General features: G+C 62.8%; 12 protein-coding genes. 7 read left to right on the top strand and 5 right to left on the bottom strand.

What is annotated here, in order from left to right:
- Nucleotides 1–201 precede the first annotated feature (201 nt).
- Nucleotides 202–1,746 carry a sodium:proton antiporter gene (locus QMO82_RS18445; protein ID WP_183607767.1) on the bottom strand — a complete coding sequence of 515 codons (1,545 nt, stop codon included), beginning with the start codon at nt 1,744–1,746 and terminating at the stop codon, nt 202–204.
- Between the two features lie 246 nt (nt 1,747–1,992).
- On the opposite strand from QMO82_RS18445, the gene QMO82_RS18440 reads away from it, so the two are divergent.
- Genes QMO82_RS18440 through QMO82_RS18430 form a run of 3 tightly spaced genes read left to right on the top strand, consistent with a single transcriptional unit; the run spans nt 1,993 to nt 5,207 of the window.
- Entirely contained in the window at nt 1,993–2,457 is a 465-nt protein-coding gene (locus tag QMO82_RS18440; RefSeq protein WP_183607768.1) for a MarR family winged helix-turn-helix transcriptional regulator, read from the top strand.
- Nucleotides 2,450–3,673, top strand: a complete 1,224-nt coding sequence (locus tag QMO82_RS18435) for an HlyD family secretion protein (RefSeq protein ID WP_183607769.1) — start codon at nt 2,450–2,452, stop codon at nt 3,671–3,673. The genes QMO82_RS18440 and QMO82_RS18435 overlap by 8 nt, the downstream gene beginning before the upstream one ends.
- Nucleotides 3,666–5,207 (top strand): DHA2 family efflux MFS transporter permease subunit, encoded by a 1,542-nt coding sequence (locus QMO82_RS18430; protein WP_183607770.1) that lies wholly within the window; start codon nt 3,666–3,668, stop codon nt 5,205–5,207. Before QMO82_RS18435 ends, QMO82_RS18430 begins: the two co-directional genes overlap by 8 nt.
- 57 nt (nt 5,208–5,264) lie before the next feature.
- On the opposite strand, the gene QMO82_RS18425 is transcribed toward QMO82_RS18430, so the two are convergent.
- From QMO82_RS18425 to QMO82_RS18415, 3 genes are read right to left on the bottom strand one after another with little or no spacing between them, the layout of a single operon-like run.
- Entirely contained in the window at nt 5,265–5,882 is a 618-nt protein-coding gene (locus QMO82_RS18425; RefSeq protein ID WP_183607771.1) for a DNA-3-methyladenine glycosylase, read from the bottom strand.
- A gap of 52 nt (nt 5,883–5,934) precedes the next feature.
- On the bottom strand, nt 5,935–6,249 hold the full coding sequence (locus tag QMO82_RS18420) for a hypothetical protein (RefSeq protein WP_183607772.1): 315 nt from the start codon (nt 6,247–6,249) through the stop codon (nt 5,935–5,937).
- A gap of 22 nt (nt 6,250–6,271) precedes the next feature.
- The gene (locus QMO82_RS18415; protein ID WP_183607773.1) at nt 6,272–7,195 is read right to left on the bottom strand and encodes a LysR family transcriptional regulator; all 924 of its coding nucleotides are present in this window, start codon (nt 7,193–7,195) and stop codon (nt 6,272–6,274) included.
- 120 nt (nt 7,196–7,315) lie between these two features.
- Between QMO82_RS18415 and QMO82_RS18410 the strand changes: the two genes are divergently transcribed.
- Nucleotides 7,316–8,059: an SDR family oxidoreductase gene (locus QMO82_RS18410; protein WP_183607774.1), complete on the top strand. Its 744-nt coding sequence runs from the start codon at nt 7,316–7,318 to the stop codon at nt 8,057–8,059.
- A 252-nt stretch (nt 8,060–8,311) separates the two neighbouring features.
- Here the strand turns inward: QMO82_RS18410 and QMO82_RS18405 are convergent, their stop codons facing one another.
- Complete coding sequence (locus QMO82_RS18405) at nt 8,312–9,223, bottom strand: LysR family transcriptional regulator (RefSeq protein WP_183607775.1); 912 nt, start codon at nt 9,221–9,223, stop codon at nt 8,312–8,314.
- Between the two features lie 163 nt (nt 9,224–9,386).
- Here QMO82_RS18405 and QMO82_RS18400 point away from each other — a divergent pair, with 163 nt between their 5' ends.
- The 3 genes from QMO82_RS18400 to QMO82_RS18390 all read left to right on the top strand — a co-directional run bounded on the left by QMO82_RS18400 (nt 9,387) and on the right by QMO82_RS18390 (nt 14,757).
- A complete protein-coding gene (locus QMO82_RS18400) occupies nt 9,387–10,199 on the top strand; it encodes an alpha/beta hydrolase (RefSeq protein WP_183607776.1) in 813 nt (270 codons plus the stop codon).
- A 48-nt stretch (nt 10,200–10,247) separates the two neighbouring features.
- Nucleotides 10,248–11,438, top strand: coding sequence for an efflux RND transporter periplasmic adaptor subunit (locus QMO82_RS18395; RefSeq protein WP_183607777.1), 1,191 nt, complete (start codon nt 10,248–10,250; stop codon nt 11,436–11,438).
- Nucleotides 11,439–11,556: 118 nt separating this feature from the next.
- The gene (locus QMO82_RS18390; protein ID WP_183607778.1) at nt 11,557–14,757 is read left to right on the top strand and encodes an efflux RND transporter permease subunit; all 3,201 of its coding nucleotides are present in this window, start codon (nt 11,557–11,559) and stop codon (nt 14,755–14,757) included.
- Nucleotides 14,758–14,770: the final 13 nt, after the last annotated feature.

Below are 14,770 nucleotides of genomic sequence, written 5' to 3'. Positions count from 1 at the left end.
TGCTATTCAGGTCTTTGATTTGAACGAAGGCCTTGGCCCCCGTGATCTCTCCCGGCGTTCAATCCTTGGTAAGGAAGGCCGGCACGCAATGCACATCGGAAAAATCGTGACGCTATGGAAGTGGATATAAACGGCAGCGGCAAAAAATAGCAAATGCCAATTGGCTGCAGTTCCGGAATCCATCAAACTTCATGGACGGCGTCAACTCTCGACGATCTCGTCGCGGCCGGGCGGCAGGACGGCGAGTTCGGCCCAATCGAGCTCCTGTTCCAGCATGTGGAAAACATCGTCGTCGATCTCGTCGGCACGACGCATCGCTGCCAGCCTGCGGCGTTTCGCGGCGATGACGCCGCGGCGCTGCTTGTCGAGCCTGCTGACTTCGCGCGGGTGTTTCCCGTCGGCGGCGATCTCGCGCTCGGAGGTATAGACGTCGCGCAGGATGCGGGTGGATTTCTCCTCGCCGCCGGCGAGTTCGGCAAGGGCTGCATCGATCAACGTGACACGAGCTCTGGCGAGGTCGCGGTCCAGGGAGGTGTCGGGGTCGAATTTCAGGAAACGGATCAGCGGCCCGAGCGTCAGGCCCTGGACAATGAGCGTGCCGAGAACGACAGCGAGCGCGCAGAGCAGGATGATGTCGCGATCGGGGAAGTCGATTGGCAGAGCGAGCGCGGTCGCCAGCGTGACGAGGCCGCGCATGCCGCACCAGCCGGCAAGCAAGCTGGTCGCGAAGGTGGGAACGGCTTGCTTGGTATAGCCGCGCTCGGCAAGGAAGGTGATGACGCGGTTATAGAGGAGCACCCAGGCCAGGCGGGTGACGATGACGGTGATGAAGACCGCGGCCGCCAAAGTGATTGCGAAATTCAGCCGGCCGGGATCGAGGCCGAGGACGATCTGCCGGGCCTGCAGGCCCATCAGCAGGAAGGCGAGCACGTTGAGCAGGAAGACCGCGGCTTCCCAGACCGAATAGGAATGAATGCGGTGGCGGGCGGTCTGCCGCTCGGGCATGTAGCGGGCGATGACCATGGCATAGACGACGATCGCCAGAATGGCCGAGAGGTGCAGGTGCTCGGCGATGATCCACGTGCCGAAGGTGGCGACGAATTCGAGCAGGGTGCCGCCGAGCGTGCCGGCGAGCCTGAGGCCGACGACCATGTAGAGGCGGCCCATGAGATAACCGAGGATGAGGCCGCCGGGCACGGCGAGCGCCAGTTCCGCCAGGGCGCCGGCGAAGAAGGCGGGGCTTGCGGCGGCTGTCACGGCGGCACTGAAGATTAGGAGTGCCACGGCATCGTTCAGGAGGCTTTCGCCCTTCAGGATCACGTAGGTCTGACGCGGCAGGGTGAAGCGGTCGAGCATGGCGGTTGCTGCCGCCGCATCCGGCGGCGCGACGATGGCGCCGAGCGCCACGGCTGCGGCAATCGGCAGGCCTGCCATCGTCACGCCGACGATGGCAACTGCTGCGGCCGTCAGGATCACGGCGATGGCGGCGAGCGAGAACAGCGGCAGCCAGTTGCGTCGCAATGTCCTCGGCGGCAGATCATAGGCGGCGTCGAAGAGCACAGGCGCGATCAGCAGCGCCAGTGCAAGTTCGGGATCGATCGCGACCTCGGGCGCCCAGGGCACGGCGGCGACGATGACGCCGGCGATCGCCAGCATTGTCGGATAAGGGATGCGGAACTTCCTGGAAAATTGCAGAAAGACGATCGCCACCAGCAGCAGCGTCAGCATGCTTTCGAAGAACGCCATCGATCTCCCCAATGCGGCACCTCCGGCGGAGGCGACGACTACAGGCAGAGTTAGGGCGGAGGCTGGCCACGGCTACTGTCCGGAGTCTCGAAATGGTTGCAGGAGGGAGCCGCGGGATGGCTCTAGCGGCCTGCGGCATTTTCGCGGCGGCGGGCGAATCTGCCGCTCATGCCCTTGTGCATTGCACAAGCTCAATATATCTACCGACATTATAAGTAAGCTTATAAATAATGATCGCAGGTTTTCATGAGCGCCACTCCGACCCTTGGTTTCCTTCTCCACGACGTCGCACGGCTGCTGCGCAAGCGGTTCGAGCAGCGTGCGAAGTGCCTGGGGCTGACCCGGTCGCAATGGCAGACGCTGGCCTATCTCTCGAATAATGAAGGCATCCATCAAGGCGGTCTTGCGGAAATCCTCGAAATCGAGCCGATCACGCTGGTGCGCATTCTCGACAAACTCGCCGAACGCGGGCTGATTGAGCGGCGTCAGCACCCGACCGACCGGCGCATCTGGCTGCTCTATATGCGCGAGGAGGCGCACCCGCTGCTCGCCGAAATGCGCGAACTCGGGGATGTAACCCGCGGCGAGGCGCTGGAAGGCATCTCCGTCGAGCAGCGCGAACAGCTTTACCAAATCCTCTCCGTAATGAAGACGAACCTGGTGCAGGCTTGCCGAACACCGGTCGAAGAGAATGAGACGAACGATGGCTGATCAACCCTCCCTCCGCGTCGTTGCCGACGCTAGTGCCAAGACATCTGTCGAAGAAAACCAAGCCAAACAGCAGGAAACGGTAGCCGAAGCGCCTTCATCCAATTCAGCGCCGGCTGCCGCCGTGGCTGCGCCTGGCGGCAACAAGGTCCGCCGCCGGCGCAGTCTCACGCGGCCGATCCTGTTTGCCCTGCTGCCGGTGGCGCTCGTCGTCGGCGGTTATTATTACGTGAATGGCGGCCAGGTGATGTCGACCGACAACGCCTATATCCAGGCCGATATGGTCGGGCTCACCACCGATGTCTCGGGGATCGTCGAACGGATCGATGTGCATGAGAACGAGGCGGTCAAGGCGGGGCAGGTGCTCTTCAGCCTGCGCTCGGATTCTTTCAAGATTGCGCTCGATGGCGCCAAGGCGCAGCTCGGAGCGCAGCGCAACCAGATCATGAACCTCAAGGCGAGCTACCAGCAGTCGCTCGCCGAGATCACGCAGGCGCAAGCCGACATTCCCTATTACCAGGATCAGTTCGACCGGCAGCAGAACCTCGTCAACAATGGCAGCGCGACGCAGTCGGCCTATGACGAGGCCAAGCACAATCTGGACGCGGCTCGGCAGAAGGTTGCCGTTGCCAAGGCGGAAGCCGCAACGACGCTCGCCCAGCTCGGCGGCGCTGCCGACCAGCCGGTCGAGGAAAACCCGCTCTACCTGCAGGCCAAATCGCAGGTCGACAATGCCCAGCGCGAACTCGACCACAGCATCGTCAAGGCACCGTTCGACGGCATCGTCACCAATGTCAATGCGCTGCAGGTCGGCTCCTATCTGCAGGCGTCGCAGCAGGCCTTCTCGCTTGTCGCCACCGATCATCTGTGGATCGCCGCCAGCCCGAAGGAAACCGAGCTGACCTACGTCAAACCCGGCCAGACGGCCGAGATCTACGTCGACACCTATCCGGGCGTGACATGGAAGGGCAAGGTCGAGAGCATCAGCCCCGCCTCCGGCTCCAGCTTCTCGCTGCTGCCGGCGCAGAATACCACGGGCAACTGGGTGAAGGTCGTCCAGCGCATTCCGATGCGCGTCAGCATCGAAGATACCGAAGGCAAGCCGCCGCTCCGTGTCGGCATGAGCACGGTGGTCGATGTCGAAACTGGCCATGCCCGCGGCCTCCCCGATTCCCTCAATAAGCTTCTGGGCCGGCCTCAGGGCAAGGACCATGAGTAACGCTTCCGCATCTGCAGCGACGCCCGTTGCCAATCGAGGCGCAATCACGGCCTGCGTCATTCTCGCCGTCATTATGCAGGCGCTGGACACGACGATCGCCAACGTGGCGCTGCCCTATATCCAGGGCAGCGTGTCGGCTTCGGCCGATCAGATCAACTGGGTCCTGACCTCCTATATCGTCGCGGCGGCGATCATGACGCCGCCATCCGGCTTCCTCGCCGCCAAGTTCGGCCGCAAGCGCGTGCTGCTCGTTGCCATCGCCGGTTTCGTCGTTGCCTCCGTGCTCTGCGGCCTGGCGCAATCGTTGAACCAGATCGTCGCCTTCCGCCTGCTGCAGGGCCTGTTCGGCGCATCGCTGGTGCCACTGTCCCAAGGCATCCTTCTCGATATTTATACCGTGGAGGAGCGTGGTTCGGCCATGGCGCTTTTCGGCGTCTCGGTCATGGTCGGGCCGGTCCTCGGCCCGGTCATCGGCGGTTGGCTGACCGACAATATCAGCTGGCGCTGGGTGTTCTACATCAACGTGCCGATTGGCGCGCTGGCTTTCGCCGGTATCGTCATCTTCGTTTCGGAAACGAAGAGGGATGCGCTCGCCAAGCTCGACTGGTTCGGCTTCGGGATGATGAGTCTGTTTATCGCCGCGCTGCAGCTCTTCCTCGACCGCGGTGAGCAGCTCGACTGGTTCTCCTCGGGCGAGATCATGCTTGAAGCGATTATCTCAGCCGCCGCATTCTATCTCCTTCTCGTGCACACGCTGACGGCGGAGAAATCCTTCGTCAATCCGAAGCTGTTCCTCGACCAGAACTTCACGATCAGCATGATCTTCATCTTCGTGGTTGGCGTCACCTATCTCGCCTCGCTGGCGCTGATGACCCCCTATCTGCAGACGCTGATGGGTTATCCCGTCATCACCGCCGGCATCGTCATGGGGCCGCGTGGGCTCGGCACCATGCTCTGCATGTTTATTGTCGGGCGGCTGATCGGCAAGGTCGACACGCGCTTGCTGCTGGTGCTCGGCCTCGGCCTGACCGCCTGGGCGATGTACGACATGACCGGCTGGACGCCCGATGTTTCGCAATGGACGATCGTCTCGGTCGGCTTCATCCAGGGCGCCGGTCTCGGCTTTCTCTTCGTGCCGCTGACGACAATCGCTTTCGCCACGCTGCCCGCCCATATGCGCGGCGACGGCACCGGCCTCTACAATCTGTCACGCAACATCGGTTCGGCGGTCGGCATCTCGATCGTCTCGGCACTGATCGTCGAGAACACCCAGAGCAATCATGAATCGATCGCGGCTTATGTGACGCCGTTCAACCATGCCTTCAACGCGGTGGCGGCACAGGGGCTCAGTCCGCTGACCGCCGCCGGACGGGCCTCGCTCAACGAGGTCATCACGCTGCAATCGACGATCATCGCCTATATGGATGATTTCAAGCTGCTGATGCTGATGTCGCTTGCGGTCATCCCGCTGGTGCTCCTGCTGCGCAAGCCGAAAGCGGCGCCCGCCGTGGACCACAGTGCGGCCATGGAGTGAAGTCTGGGCGTTGACGAAATTCCCGGCAAAAGCGCTCGCGCTTTGCCTGGAATTGCTTCAGCGAAACGGCTTGCTGAGATAACGCGATCCCTGAATGCCGAAGCGCCAGGGAGCTTCGGCATTTTTCGTGATGCCGATGCGTTTTCCCGAGACGACAGGCACCGGCGCCGACGGCGCGATCGCATAGGGCGGGCAATCGAGCAGCCTGTCGTTGATCCCGATATCGATGCCGAGCGCCTGGCAGAGTTTGCCCGGACCGCTGCAGAGCGAGGTTAGTGTATCGCTGCCGCGCCGCTCCATCATGAGAGAGATTCCCGTTTCCGGCTCCAAGGCGCGGATGAGGGCAGCTGAGCCCGGATGGCAGACGAAATTCAGGCACCAGTACATGCCGTAGATGCGGTAGATGTAGACGTTGCCGGGCTTGCCGTACATGGCGCCGTTGCGCTTGGTCGGGCCGCGGAAGCTGTGCGAGGCCTCGTCGTCGGGGAAATAGGCTTCGGTCTCGGTGATGCGGCCACCGACACCATCGACGCTCAGGTGGCAGCCGAGCAGTTCGCGAGAGACGGTGATCGCATCGCGGTCGAAAAACGCCCTGAGGCTTTCGCCGGTGAGCGTGCCGGCGCCGATCGCACCCGTTGTCGTTCCACCATCGGTCATGACCGAGGCAGATAACATCCGATGCATCCGCCGTCATCCCAAAACCGCTTGACGCTTTTGGCGACGGGCGTCAGCGGCCGGCATTCGGATCGCGCATCGGGATCGAGGGTGATGTGACCGAGACCGGGTCGCTTGCTGGGAAGGAATCTTCCAGGCCCTCCTCCAGCTCTTCTTCGAGCAAGGCGGGATCCTTGCTGCGCGCGCCGTTGCTATGGGTCGGTTCGATTGCCGCCGCAAGCAGGGCCTTGGCCCGCAAGACGGCGTTTTCCGCCGTCAGCTCAGGCGTGCTCCGCAGCGTCACGGCAATGCTGTCTTCGCCTTCGCCGCCGAATTCGACGACGAAGCCGTCTTCCGTCTGGTAGACGGTGATATCGCTGAGTGCCACGGCTGTTCCCCCTAAGCGCATATTAGGAAAGCGCGTTGTAATGAAGCGCGTTTTCGGAATCTTGTCGAGCGAAGACCTTCACCAGCCAATCGATGAAGACGCGCACGCGCGGCGACAGCTGGCGGTTGCGGGGGTAGAGCAGGGAAACCGGTGTCGGGGTCAGCGGGAAATCCTTAAGCACATGGATCAGTGTCCCTTCGGCAAGGTCCTTTTCGGCGTGATAGCGCGGGATCTGGATGATGCCGAGGCCCATCCTCGCCGCTGAAATATAGCTTTCGGCGGCGTTGACGGCAACGGTGGCGGGAATGGTGATGTCATGCACGGTGCCGTCGACGATGAATTCGAGCGGCAGCAGGCTGCCGGTGCTGCTGGAGCGGAAGCCGACCATGCGATGGCCGGTAAGCCGATCCGGATGCTGCGGCAGGCCATGGGTGGCGATATAGGCGGGAGAGGCGAGTGTGATCTCATCGAGCATGGCGACACGCCGGGCCACCATGTCGCTATCCCCCAATGTGCCGACGCGCAGCACGCAATCGATGCCTTCGCGCACCAGATCGACCAGCCGGTCGCCTTCGCTCATGTAGAATTCGATCTCGGGATAAGTCTCCAGGAAGGATGGCAGGCTCGGCAGAACGAAATGGCGGGCAAGCGTGCCGTGCACATCGACGCGCAGCAGGCCCTTCGGTCTGGCGCCGGCAAAAGCGCCTTCGGCATCCTCGATATCTCCAAGGATCGACAGGCAGCGCTGGTAATAGGCTTCGCCGTCCAGCGTCGGGCTGACATGGCGTGTCGTGCGCTGGAGCAGGCGCACGCCGAGGCGGGCTTCGAGTTGCTTGATCGCATCGGTGACGGTCGAGCGCGGCAGGCCGGTATCCTCGGCAGCAAGGGTGAAGCTGCGGCGTTCCACGACACGGCAAAACACCCGCATGGCATCGAATCTGTCCATCTCTTTGTTCGCCATCCCCGGATAGTGATGCCGAAGAATGCCTGATTATCCGCTTTTGGAAAAGGCGCATCTTCTTCTCATCGAAAACGCGCTGCTGCGCAGACTGAAAGGAGAAAGACAATGACTTCCAACGAAAATGGCAAGGTCGCCCTCGTCACCGGCGCTTCCCGCGGCATCGGCGCGGCAGTCGCTCAACGCCTCGCCAGGGACGGTTTCACCGTCGTCATCAATTATTCCGGCAATGCGGCTCCGGCCGAGGAACTGGCGCGGGAGATCGAGCAGGCCGGCGGCAAGGCGCTGACGGCCAAGGCCGATGTCAGCGAGGCGCAAGCCGTCCGCCGCATGTTCGATGCGGCGGAAACCGCCTTCGGCGGCGTCGATGTGCTTGTCAACAATGCCGGCATCATGATGCTGTCCCCACTCGTCGAGGCTGACGATGCCAACTTCGACCGTCAGATCGACGTCAATCTCAAGGGCACTTTCAATACGCTGAGGGAGGCCGCCAAGCGCCTGCGCGACGGCGGCCGGGTCATCAACTTCTCGACCTCGGTCGTTGGGCTGAAGCTCGAAACCTACGGCGTTTACGCCGCCACCAAGGCTGCGGTGGAAACACTGACGGCGATCATGGCCAAGGAGATGCGCGGCCGCAACATCACCGTCAACGCCGTCGCGCCCGGCCCTGTGGCCACCGATCTTTTCCTCAACGGCAAGTCGGACGAACTCATCGCCCGCATGGCAAAGATGAACCCGCTGGAACGCCTCGGCACACCTGACGACATCGCATCTGCGGTTGCCTTTCTCGCCGGCCCGGACGGCGGCTGGGTCAACGGCCAGACGCTGCGCGCCAATGGCGGGATGATCTGACGAAGACCGGCGGCGGTTTCAGGCCGCCGTCATCGCAATTATGTGAACGCGATTGCGGAGTTTTCCCTTACAATCCTGCGGGGAGTGCGTATATCTGTCTTATCGCGAGAGAGTGGAATTCCCTGCCGCTCTCTCCCGGACCTCCAGAGCCTGCCGCGCCCATCTGCGGTGTGACAGGCTTGATGTTCAAAGTTGTAAATTGCGGCCCGTCGAAGGTTTCCCCTGCCTTCCGGGCCGTATTTGTCTTGGCGCTCAGCCGTCGTTCAGTCTTGCCTCTGCCAGAAGCTTCACCAGCCAGTCGACGAAGACACGGACCTTGTTGCTGAGGTGGCGGTTCGGGGGGTAGACGACGTAGAGCGGCAGCGGATCGCGGCGCCACTCCGGCAGCACGCGGACGAGTTCACCCCTTGCCATCGGCTCACGCGCCATGAAGATCGGCACCTGCGCGATGCCGAGACCCGTCAGCGCCGCGGTCAGATAGGTGCGGCTGTCGTTAACCGAGGCGATGTAACGCGGACTGCTCTCGATCACCTCGTCGTGCCGGCGAAATTCGAAGGGCAGCGTGCGGTTGTTCTGGGCGCGAAAATAGTTGACGGAGTAATGATCGGTCTCCAGATCCTCCGGCCGCTCGGGCATGCCGAATTTCTGGATGTAGCTCGGCGAAGCGCAGGTGATCATCTCGACTTCGGAGACGCGTCGGGCAATCAGCGACTGGTCGGCCGGCGTGCCCCCCCGCAGCGCGCAGTCGACATTTTCCGCGAGATAATCGACCGTGCGGTCGCCGACACCGAGGTCGATGCGGATATCGGGATAACGCAGATAGAAATCGCAGAGTGCGGGAACCACGATCCAATCGGCGAAAGCGCCGGCCATCTCGACGCGCAGCCGCCCGCTCGGCAGGCTCTGCGAATTGGAGAGGCTGCCGTCGAGTTCCTCCAGCTCCGAAATGATCTGGGCGGCGCGTTCGTAATAAAGCGCGCCGTCCGTGGTCACCATCACCCGGCGCGTGGTCCGATTCAAGAGCTTGGTGCGCAGATGCGCCTCCAGCCCCTGGATGAGATTGGTCACCGTCGCCTTGGGCGTGGCGAGCATGTCGGCGGCGCGAGTGAAATTGCCCGTCTCCACGACGCGAATGAAGACGCGCATTGCCGAGAGCTGATCCATCGGTTTGAAATCCGCAGTTTGCGTTGCAGCATTGTTCGAGATCTGGAACAGTGTTATCGCGATATAGCTTCTTATTCCTTGGTTGGAATAACAATATCTTTTTTATGCAAAATGCAAGCGGCAGACGTTGTCTGCCTGTGCTGACGCAGAAGAGACCGGAAGCATGACGGTGGAATGGAAAGATATGATGCTGGATAAGGTGGCCATCGGCCCCGTTTCCGCACGCATCTACCAGGGCGCCGACTACGGCAAGGGTCCGCCCATCGTGCTTTACCTGCATGGCGGCGCCTTTCTCGACAGCGACAAGAACGTCGACCGGCCGGTGGCAATCAGCCTCGCCAAAGCAGGGGCCATCGTTGTCGCTGCCGATTACAGCAGCCTTTCCGGCAATCTGTTTCCGCAGGCGTTGGAAGTCGCCTTCTCGGTTTTCAGCTATCTCGCCAACAAACGCGCCGGTCTCGGTGACCGCAAGTCGCTGCTCTTCGTCGCCGGCGAAGAAGCAGGCGGCAATGTTGCCGCCGGCGTGGCTCTGAAGGCGCGCGACCAGATGCCGGATGCGCTCGACGGCCAGGTGCTGATTTCGCCGCTGCTCGATCCGTTCATGGGCACGTCCTCGATCCGCAAGGCGGATGCCATCGGCATGCGCCGGCGCTGGACGGAGGGCTGGAGCCACTATCTGAGCGGCGGCGGTTGCCACCCTTATGCGGCGCCTTGCCTCTGTTCGCGTATCTCAGGCGTCGCGCCGGCGCTGATATTCACAGCGGAGGACGATCCGCTGCACGACGAAACAATTGGTTACGGTGCCCGCCTGAAACAGGCCGGTGTCGGTGTGCGTCAGCATGTTCTTCCCGCCGGGACGGGCTGGCCCTCGATTTATGGTGGGAAATCCGACGGAGCGCTCGACTGGCAGGAAAACGTCAGCCGCCATTTCGGAAGCTTCCTTCGGGACGTAAGCGTCCAACCGCAATTGCATTGAAGAAGACCTGATATTTCGGCGGCCTTGGGGGCCGCAAGGAGAGCACTGATGACGTCTAGAAGTAAGCGCTGGGCCCTGGTGGGCGCCGGCTTAGGCCTTGTTGCGTCCGTTTCCGGCGCCGCATTGTTTTTCGAATTGCCGATGAGCACGACCGCCACGGCCGCTTCGGCCCCCGCACAGGCTCCCGCTGTGCCGGTGACGGTTGCCGTCGTCGCGGCGCGCGACGTGACGGCCTGGGAAAATTTCTCCGGCCGTCTCGAAGCGGTCGACCGGGTGCAGGTGCGTTCGCGCGTCGCCGGCGCCATCCTGGCGGTGGCTTTCCGCGAAGGGGCGCTGGTGAAGCAGGGCGATCTGCTCTTCACCATCGATCCGGCTCCCTACCAGGCGAGCGTGGCGCAGGCGCAAGGCCAGGTCGCTTCGGCCGAGGCCAAGGTCAGCCTGGCGCAGACCGAACTCGATCGCGGCCGCCGGCTTTCCGACAACCGCACCATCTCCCAGAGCGATCTCGATCAGCGGCAGAGCACGCTGGCCGAGGCCCAGGCGGGGCTGCGTTCGGCGCAGGCCGCACTGCAGTCGGCCCAGCTCGATCTCGATTACACTGAGGTGCGGGCTCCAGTGTCCGGCCGTATCGGCAAGATCGAGGTGACCGCCGGCAACCTCGTGGCGGCCGGGTCGGCCTCGCCGGCGCTGACGACGCTCGTTTCCGTCGATCCGATCTATGCGAGCTTCAATGCCAGCGAAGAGATGGTGACGCGGGCGCTCGCCCAGCTTCCGCAGACGGACAGCGCCCTGCCTCCCGTCGAAGAGATCCCGGTCGAGGTCGGCACGCTGACCGACAGCGGCACGCCGATCAAGGGCAAGCTGCAATTGATCGACAACGAGGTCGATGCATCAAGCGGCACGATTGGCGTTCGCGCCGTCTTCGACAATCCGGGCGGGCGTCTCATCCCCGGCCAGTTCGTGCGGGTGCGCATGGGCCAGCCGAAGGCCGAGAACAAGATCGTCATCAGCGACCGCGCCGTTGGCACCGACCAGGACAAGAAATTCGTCTTCATCGTCGACGATGAGAACAAGGTGGCCTACCGGCAGGTCCAGCTCGGCACACTGGCCGACGGCCAGCGGGTGGTCGAAAGCGGCCTGAACGTCGGCGAGAAGATCGTCGTCAACGGTCTGCAGCGCATCCGTCCGGGTGCCGTCGTCGCACCTCAGATGGAAGAGAAGGTCGCGACCGCGCAGTAAAGACTTCGCCTTCCCCGCTCGGGGAGGGCCGATATCCGAAATGACATGACCCGCCGGCGGCTGCCAAACCGCCGGAGAGGGACGTTGCATCCATGTTCACCCCGGAGAGGGCTTTGATATGAACATCTCCAGATTCTTTGTCGACCGCCCGGTCTTTGCCGGCGTTCTTTCGGTCCTCATCCTGGTTGCCGGCCTGATCGGCCTGCGCGCGCTGCCGATCTCCGAATATCCGGAGGTCGTGCCGCCGTCGATCGTCGTGCGCGCTACCTATCCCGGCGCCAACCCAAGCGTCATCGCCGAAACGGTGGCGACGCCGCTCGAAGAGCAGATCAATGGCGTCGAAGGCATGCTCTATATGGCTAGCCAGGCGACATCGGACGGCGTGCTCAACGTCACCGTTACCTTCAAGCTCGGCACCGACCCCGACAAGGCGCAGCAGCTCGTGCAGAACCGCGTTTCGCAGGCCGAACCGCGCCTGCCGGCGGAAGTCCGTTCGCTCGGCATCACGACGGTCAAGAGCTCACCCAACTTCATCATGGTCGTCAACCTCGTCTCCGACGGGAACAGTCACGACATCACCTATCTTCGCAATTACGCGACCCTGAACGTCAAGGATCGACTCGCCCGCATCGCAGGCGTCGGTCAGGTGCAGGTGTTCGGCGCCGGCGACTATTCCATGCGTGTCTGGATCGACCCGCAAAAGGCCGCCGAGCACAATCTTGCCGCCAGCGACATCAGCAGCGCGATCAGTTCCCAGAACATCCAGGCCGCCGCCGGTATCATCGGCGCATCGCCGAGCCAGCCCGGTGTGGACCTGCAGCTCAACGTCAATGCCCAGGGCCGCCTGCGCACGCCCGAGGAGTTCGGCAACATCATCGTCAAGACGGGCGCCAATGGCGAGATCACCCGCCTTCGCGATGTCGCCCGCATCGAGCTCGGTGCTGCCGACTATACGTTGCGCTCGCTGCTCGACGGCAAGCCGGCCGTCGCCGTCGCCGTTCTTCAGGCGCCGGGTTCGAACGCGATCGAGATCGCGGACAATGTGAACGCGACTATGGATCAGCTGCAGCTCGCCATGCCTGAGGGCGTCAAATACGAGATCGTCTACGATACGACGAAATTCGTGCGGGCCTCGATCGAGAAGGTCATCGACACGCTGCTCGAAGCCATCGCGCTCGTCGTCCTCGTCGTCATCCTGTTCCTGCAGACGTGGCGTGCCTCGATCATCCCGCTGATCGCTGTTCCTGTCTCGATCATCGGCACTTTCGCGGTCATGTATGTCTTCGGCTTCTCGATCAACGCGCTCAGTCTGTTCGGCCTGGTGCTGGCGATCGGTATCGTCGTGGACGACGCGATCGTGGTGGTCGAAAACGTCGAGCGCAATATCGAACAAGGCCTGTCGCCGCGGGCTGCCACCTACAAGGCGATGAGGGAAGTCTCCGGTCCGATCGTCGCGATCGCGCTGGTTCTCGTCGCGGTGTTCGTGCCGCTCGCCTTCATCTCCGGCCTGTCGGGCCAGTTCTATCGCCAGTTCGCGCTGACGATCGCAATCTCGACCGTCATCTCGGCCTTCAACTCGCTCACCCTGTCTCCGGCGCTGGCGGCCCTTCTCTTGAAGGGCCATGATCAGCCGAAGGACTGGCTGACGCGGTTCATGGACGCCATCTTCGGCTGGTTCTTCCGCGGCTTCAACCGTGTCTTCGGCGCGGGCTCGAATGCCTACGGCAAGGGCGTGGGTGGGCTGTTGTCGCGCAAGAGCATCGTCATGGTGATCTATCTGGCGCTGGTCGGTGCGACCTACAGCCTGTTCAGCACGGTTCCCGGCGGCTTCGTGCCGTCGCAGGACAAGCAGTATCTGATCGGCTTCGCCCAGTTGCCGGATGCAGCTAGCCTCGACCGCACGGAAGACGTCATCAAGCGCATGACCGACATTGCGCTGGCGCAGCCGGGCGTTGCCAATGCGATCGCCTTCCCGGGCCTGTCGATCAACGGCTTCACCAACTCCTCCAATGCCGGCATCGTCTTCGTGACGCTGAAGGATTTCGAGGAGCGCAAGACGCCGGATCTTTCGGGCGGCGCGATCGCCATGGCGCTGAACCAGAAGTTTGGCGTCATCCAGGACGCCTTCATCGCCATGTTCCCGCCGCCGCCGGTCAATGGTCTCGGCACGACGGGCGGCTTCAAGCTGCAGATCGAGGATCGTGCCGGCCTCGGCAACCAGGCGCTCGACGAGGCGACCAAGGCCGTGCTTGCAAAAGCCTACCAGGCGCCTGAGCTCGCCGGGCTGTTCTCCAGCTTCCAGATCAACGTGCCGCAGCTCTATGCCGATCTCGACCGTGCCAAGGCCGAGCAGCTCGGGGTTTCCGTCACCGACGTCTTTCAGACGCTGCAGATCTATCTCGGTTCGCTCTATGTGAACGACTTCAACGCCTTCGGCCGCACCTACAGCGTCCGTGTGCAGGCCGATGCGAAATTCCGCGCCCAGCCGGAAGATATCGGCCAGTTGAAGGTCCGGTCGGCATCGGGTGAGATGATCCCGCTTTCGGCCCTCTTGAAGGTGGAGCCGAGCACCGGTCCGGAGCGTGCGAACCGCTACAACGGCTTCCTCGCTGCCGATATCAACGGCGGTCCGGCACCGGGCTTCTCGTCCGGCCAGGCGCAGGCGGCAATCGAGAAGATCCTGCACGAGACCTTGCCGGCGGGCATCGACTTCGAATGGACGGATCTGACCTATCAGCAGATCCTTGCCGGCAATTCGAGCATCGTCGTCTTCCCCTTGGCGCTGTTGCTGGTCTTCCTGGTGCTGGCCGCCCAGTATGAAAGCCTGACCTTGCCGCTCGCGATTATCATGATAGTGCCGATGGGTGTGCTGGCCGCGCTGACGGGCGTCTGGCTCACCGGTGGAGACAACAATATCTTCACCCAGATCGGTCTGGTGGTACTGGTCGGCCTATCCGCGAAGAACGCGATCCTGATCGTGGAATTCGCTCGCGAACTGGAGTTTGAGGGCAGGACGCCGCGGGAGGCCGCGATCGAGGCCAGCCGGCTGCGTCTTCGTCCGATCCTGATGACCTCGCTCGCCTTCATCATGGGCGTCGTGCCGCTCGTCGTCTCCACCGGCGCTGGCGCCGAGATGCGCGCGGCCATGGGGGTCGCGGTCTTCTCGGGCATGATCGGGGTGACTTTCTTCGGCATCTTCATGACGCCTGTCTTCTACGTGCTCTTGCGGCGGTTGACGGGCAACCGTCCGCTCGTCCAGCACAAGCCGGACGAACACAAGGAAGAAGAGGCGGAGGTCATCCGGCTGGCGGCGGAATAAACGGAATTCAACC

This window comes from Rhizobium sp. BT04, assembly GCF_030053135.1.
Taxonomy (GTDB): Bacteria; Pseudomonadota; Alphaproteobacteria; order Rhizobiales; family Rhizobiaceae; genus Rhizobium; species Rhizobium binxianense.
Note: the sequence above shows the minus strand (reverse complement) of the source record. Positions and strands in the feature narration are given on the sequence as shown.

Bases quoted from the DNA above. Each gene is read 5' to 3' on its own strand.
- QMO82_RS18435 (WP_183607769.1), top strand. From the start codon at position 2,450: ATGGCTGATCAACCCTCCCTCCGCGTCGTTGCCGACGCTAGTGCCAAG.
- QMO82_RS18400 (WP_183607776.1), top strand. From the start codon at position 9,387: ATGACGGTGGAATGGAAAGATATGATGCTGGATAAGGTGGCCATCGGC.
- QMO82_RS18440 (WP_183607768.1), top strand. From the start codon at position 1,993: ATGAGCGCCACTCCGACCCTTGGTTTCCTTCTCCACGACGTCGCACGG.
- QMO82_RS18430 (WP_183607770.1), top strand. From the start codon at position 3,666: ATGAGTAACGCTTCCGCATCTGCAGCGACGCCCGTTGCCAATCGAGGC.
- QMO82_RS18425 (WP_183607771.1), bottom strand. From the start codon at position 5,882: ATGTTATCTGCCTCGGTCATGACCGATGGTGGAACGACAACGGGTGCG.
- QMO82_RS18390 (WP_183607778.1), top strand. From the start codon at position 11,557: ATGAACATCTCCAGATTCTTTGTCGACCGCCCGGTCTTTGCCGGCGTT.
- QMO82_RS18415 (WP_183607773.1), bottom strand. From the start codon at position 7,195: ATGGACAGATTCGATGCCATGCGGGTGTTTTGCCGTGTCGTGGAACGC.
- QMO82_RS18445 (WP_183607767.1), bottom strand. From the start codon at position 1,746: ATGGCGTTCTTCGAAAGCATGCTGACGCTGCTGCTGGTGGCGATCGTC.
- QMO82_RS18395 (WP_183607777.1), top strand. From the start codon at position 10,248: ATGACGTCTAGAAGTAAGCGCTGGGCCCTGGTGGGCGCCGGCTTAGGC.
- QMO82_RS18410 (WP_183607774.1), top strand. From the start codon at position 7,316: ATGACTTCCAACGAAAATGGCAAGGTCGCCCTCGTCACCGGCGCTTCC.
- QMO82_RS18405 (WP_183607775.1), bottom strand. From the start codon at position 9,223: ATGGATCAGCTCTCGGCAATGCGCGTCTTCATTCGCGTCGTGGAGACG.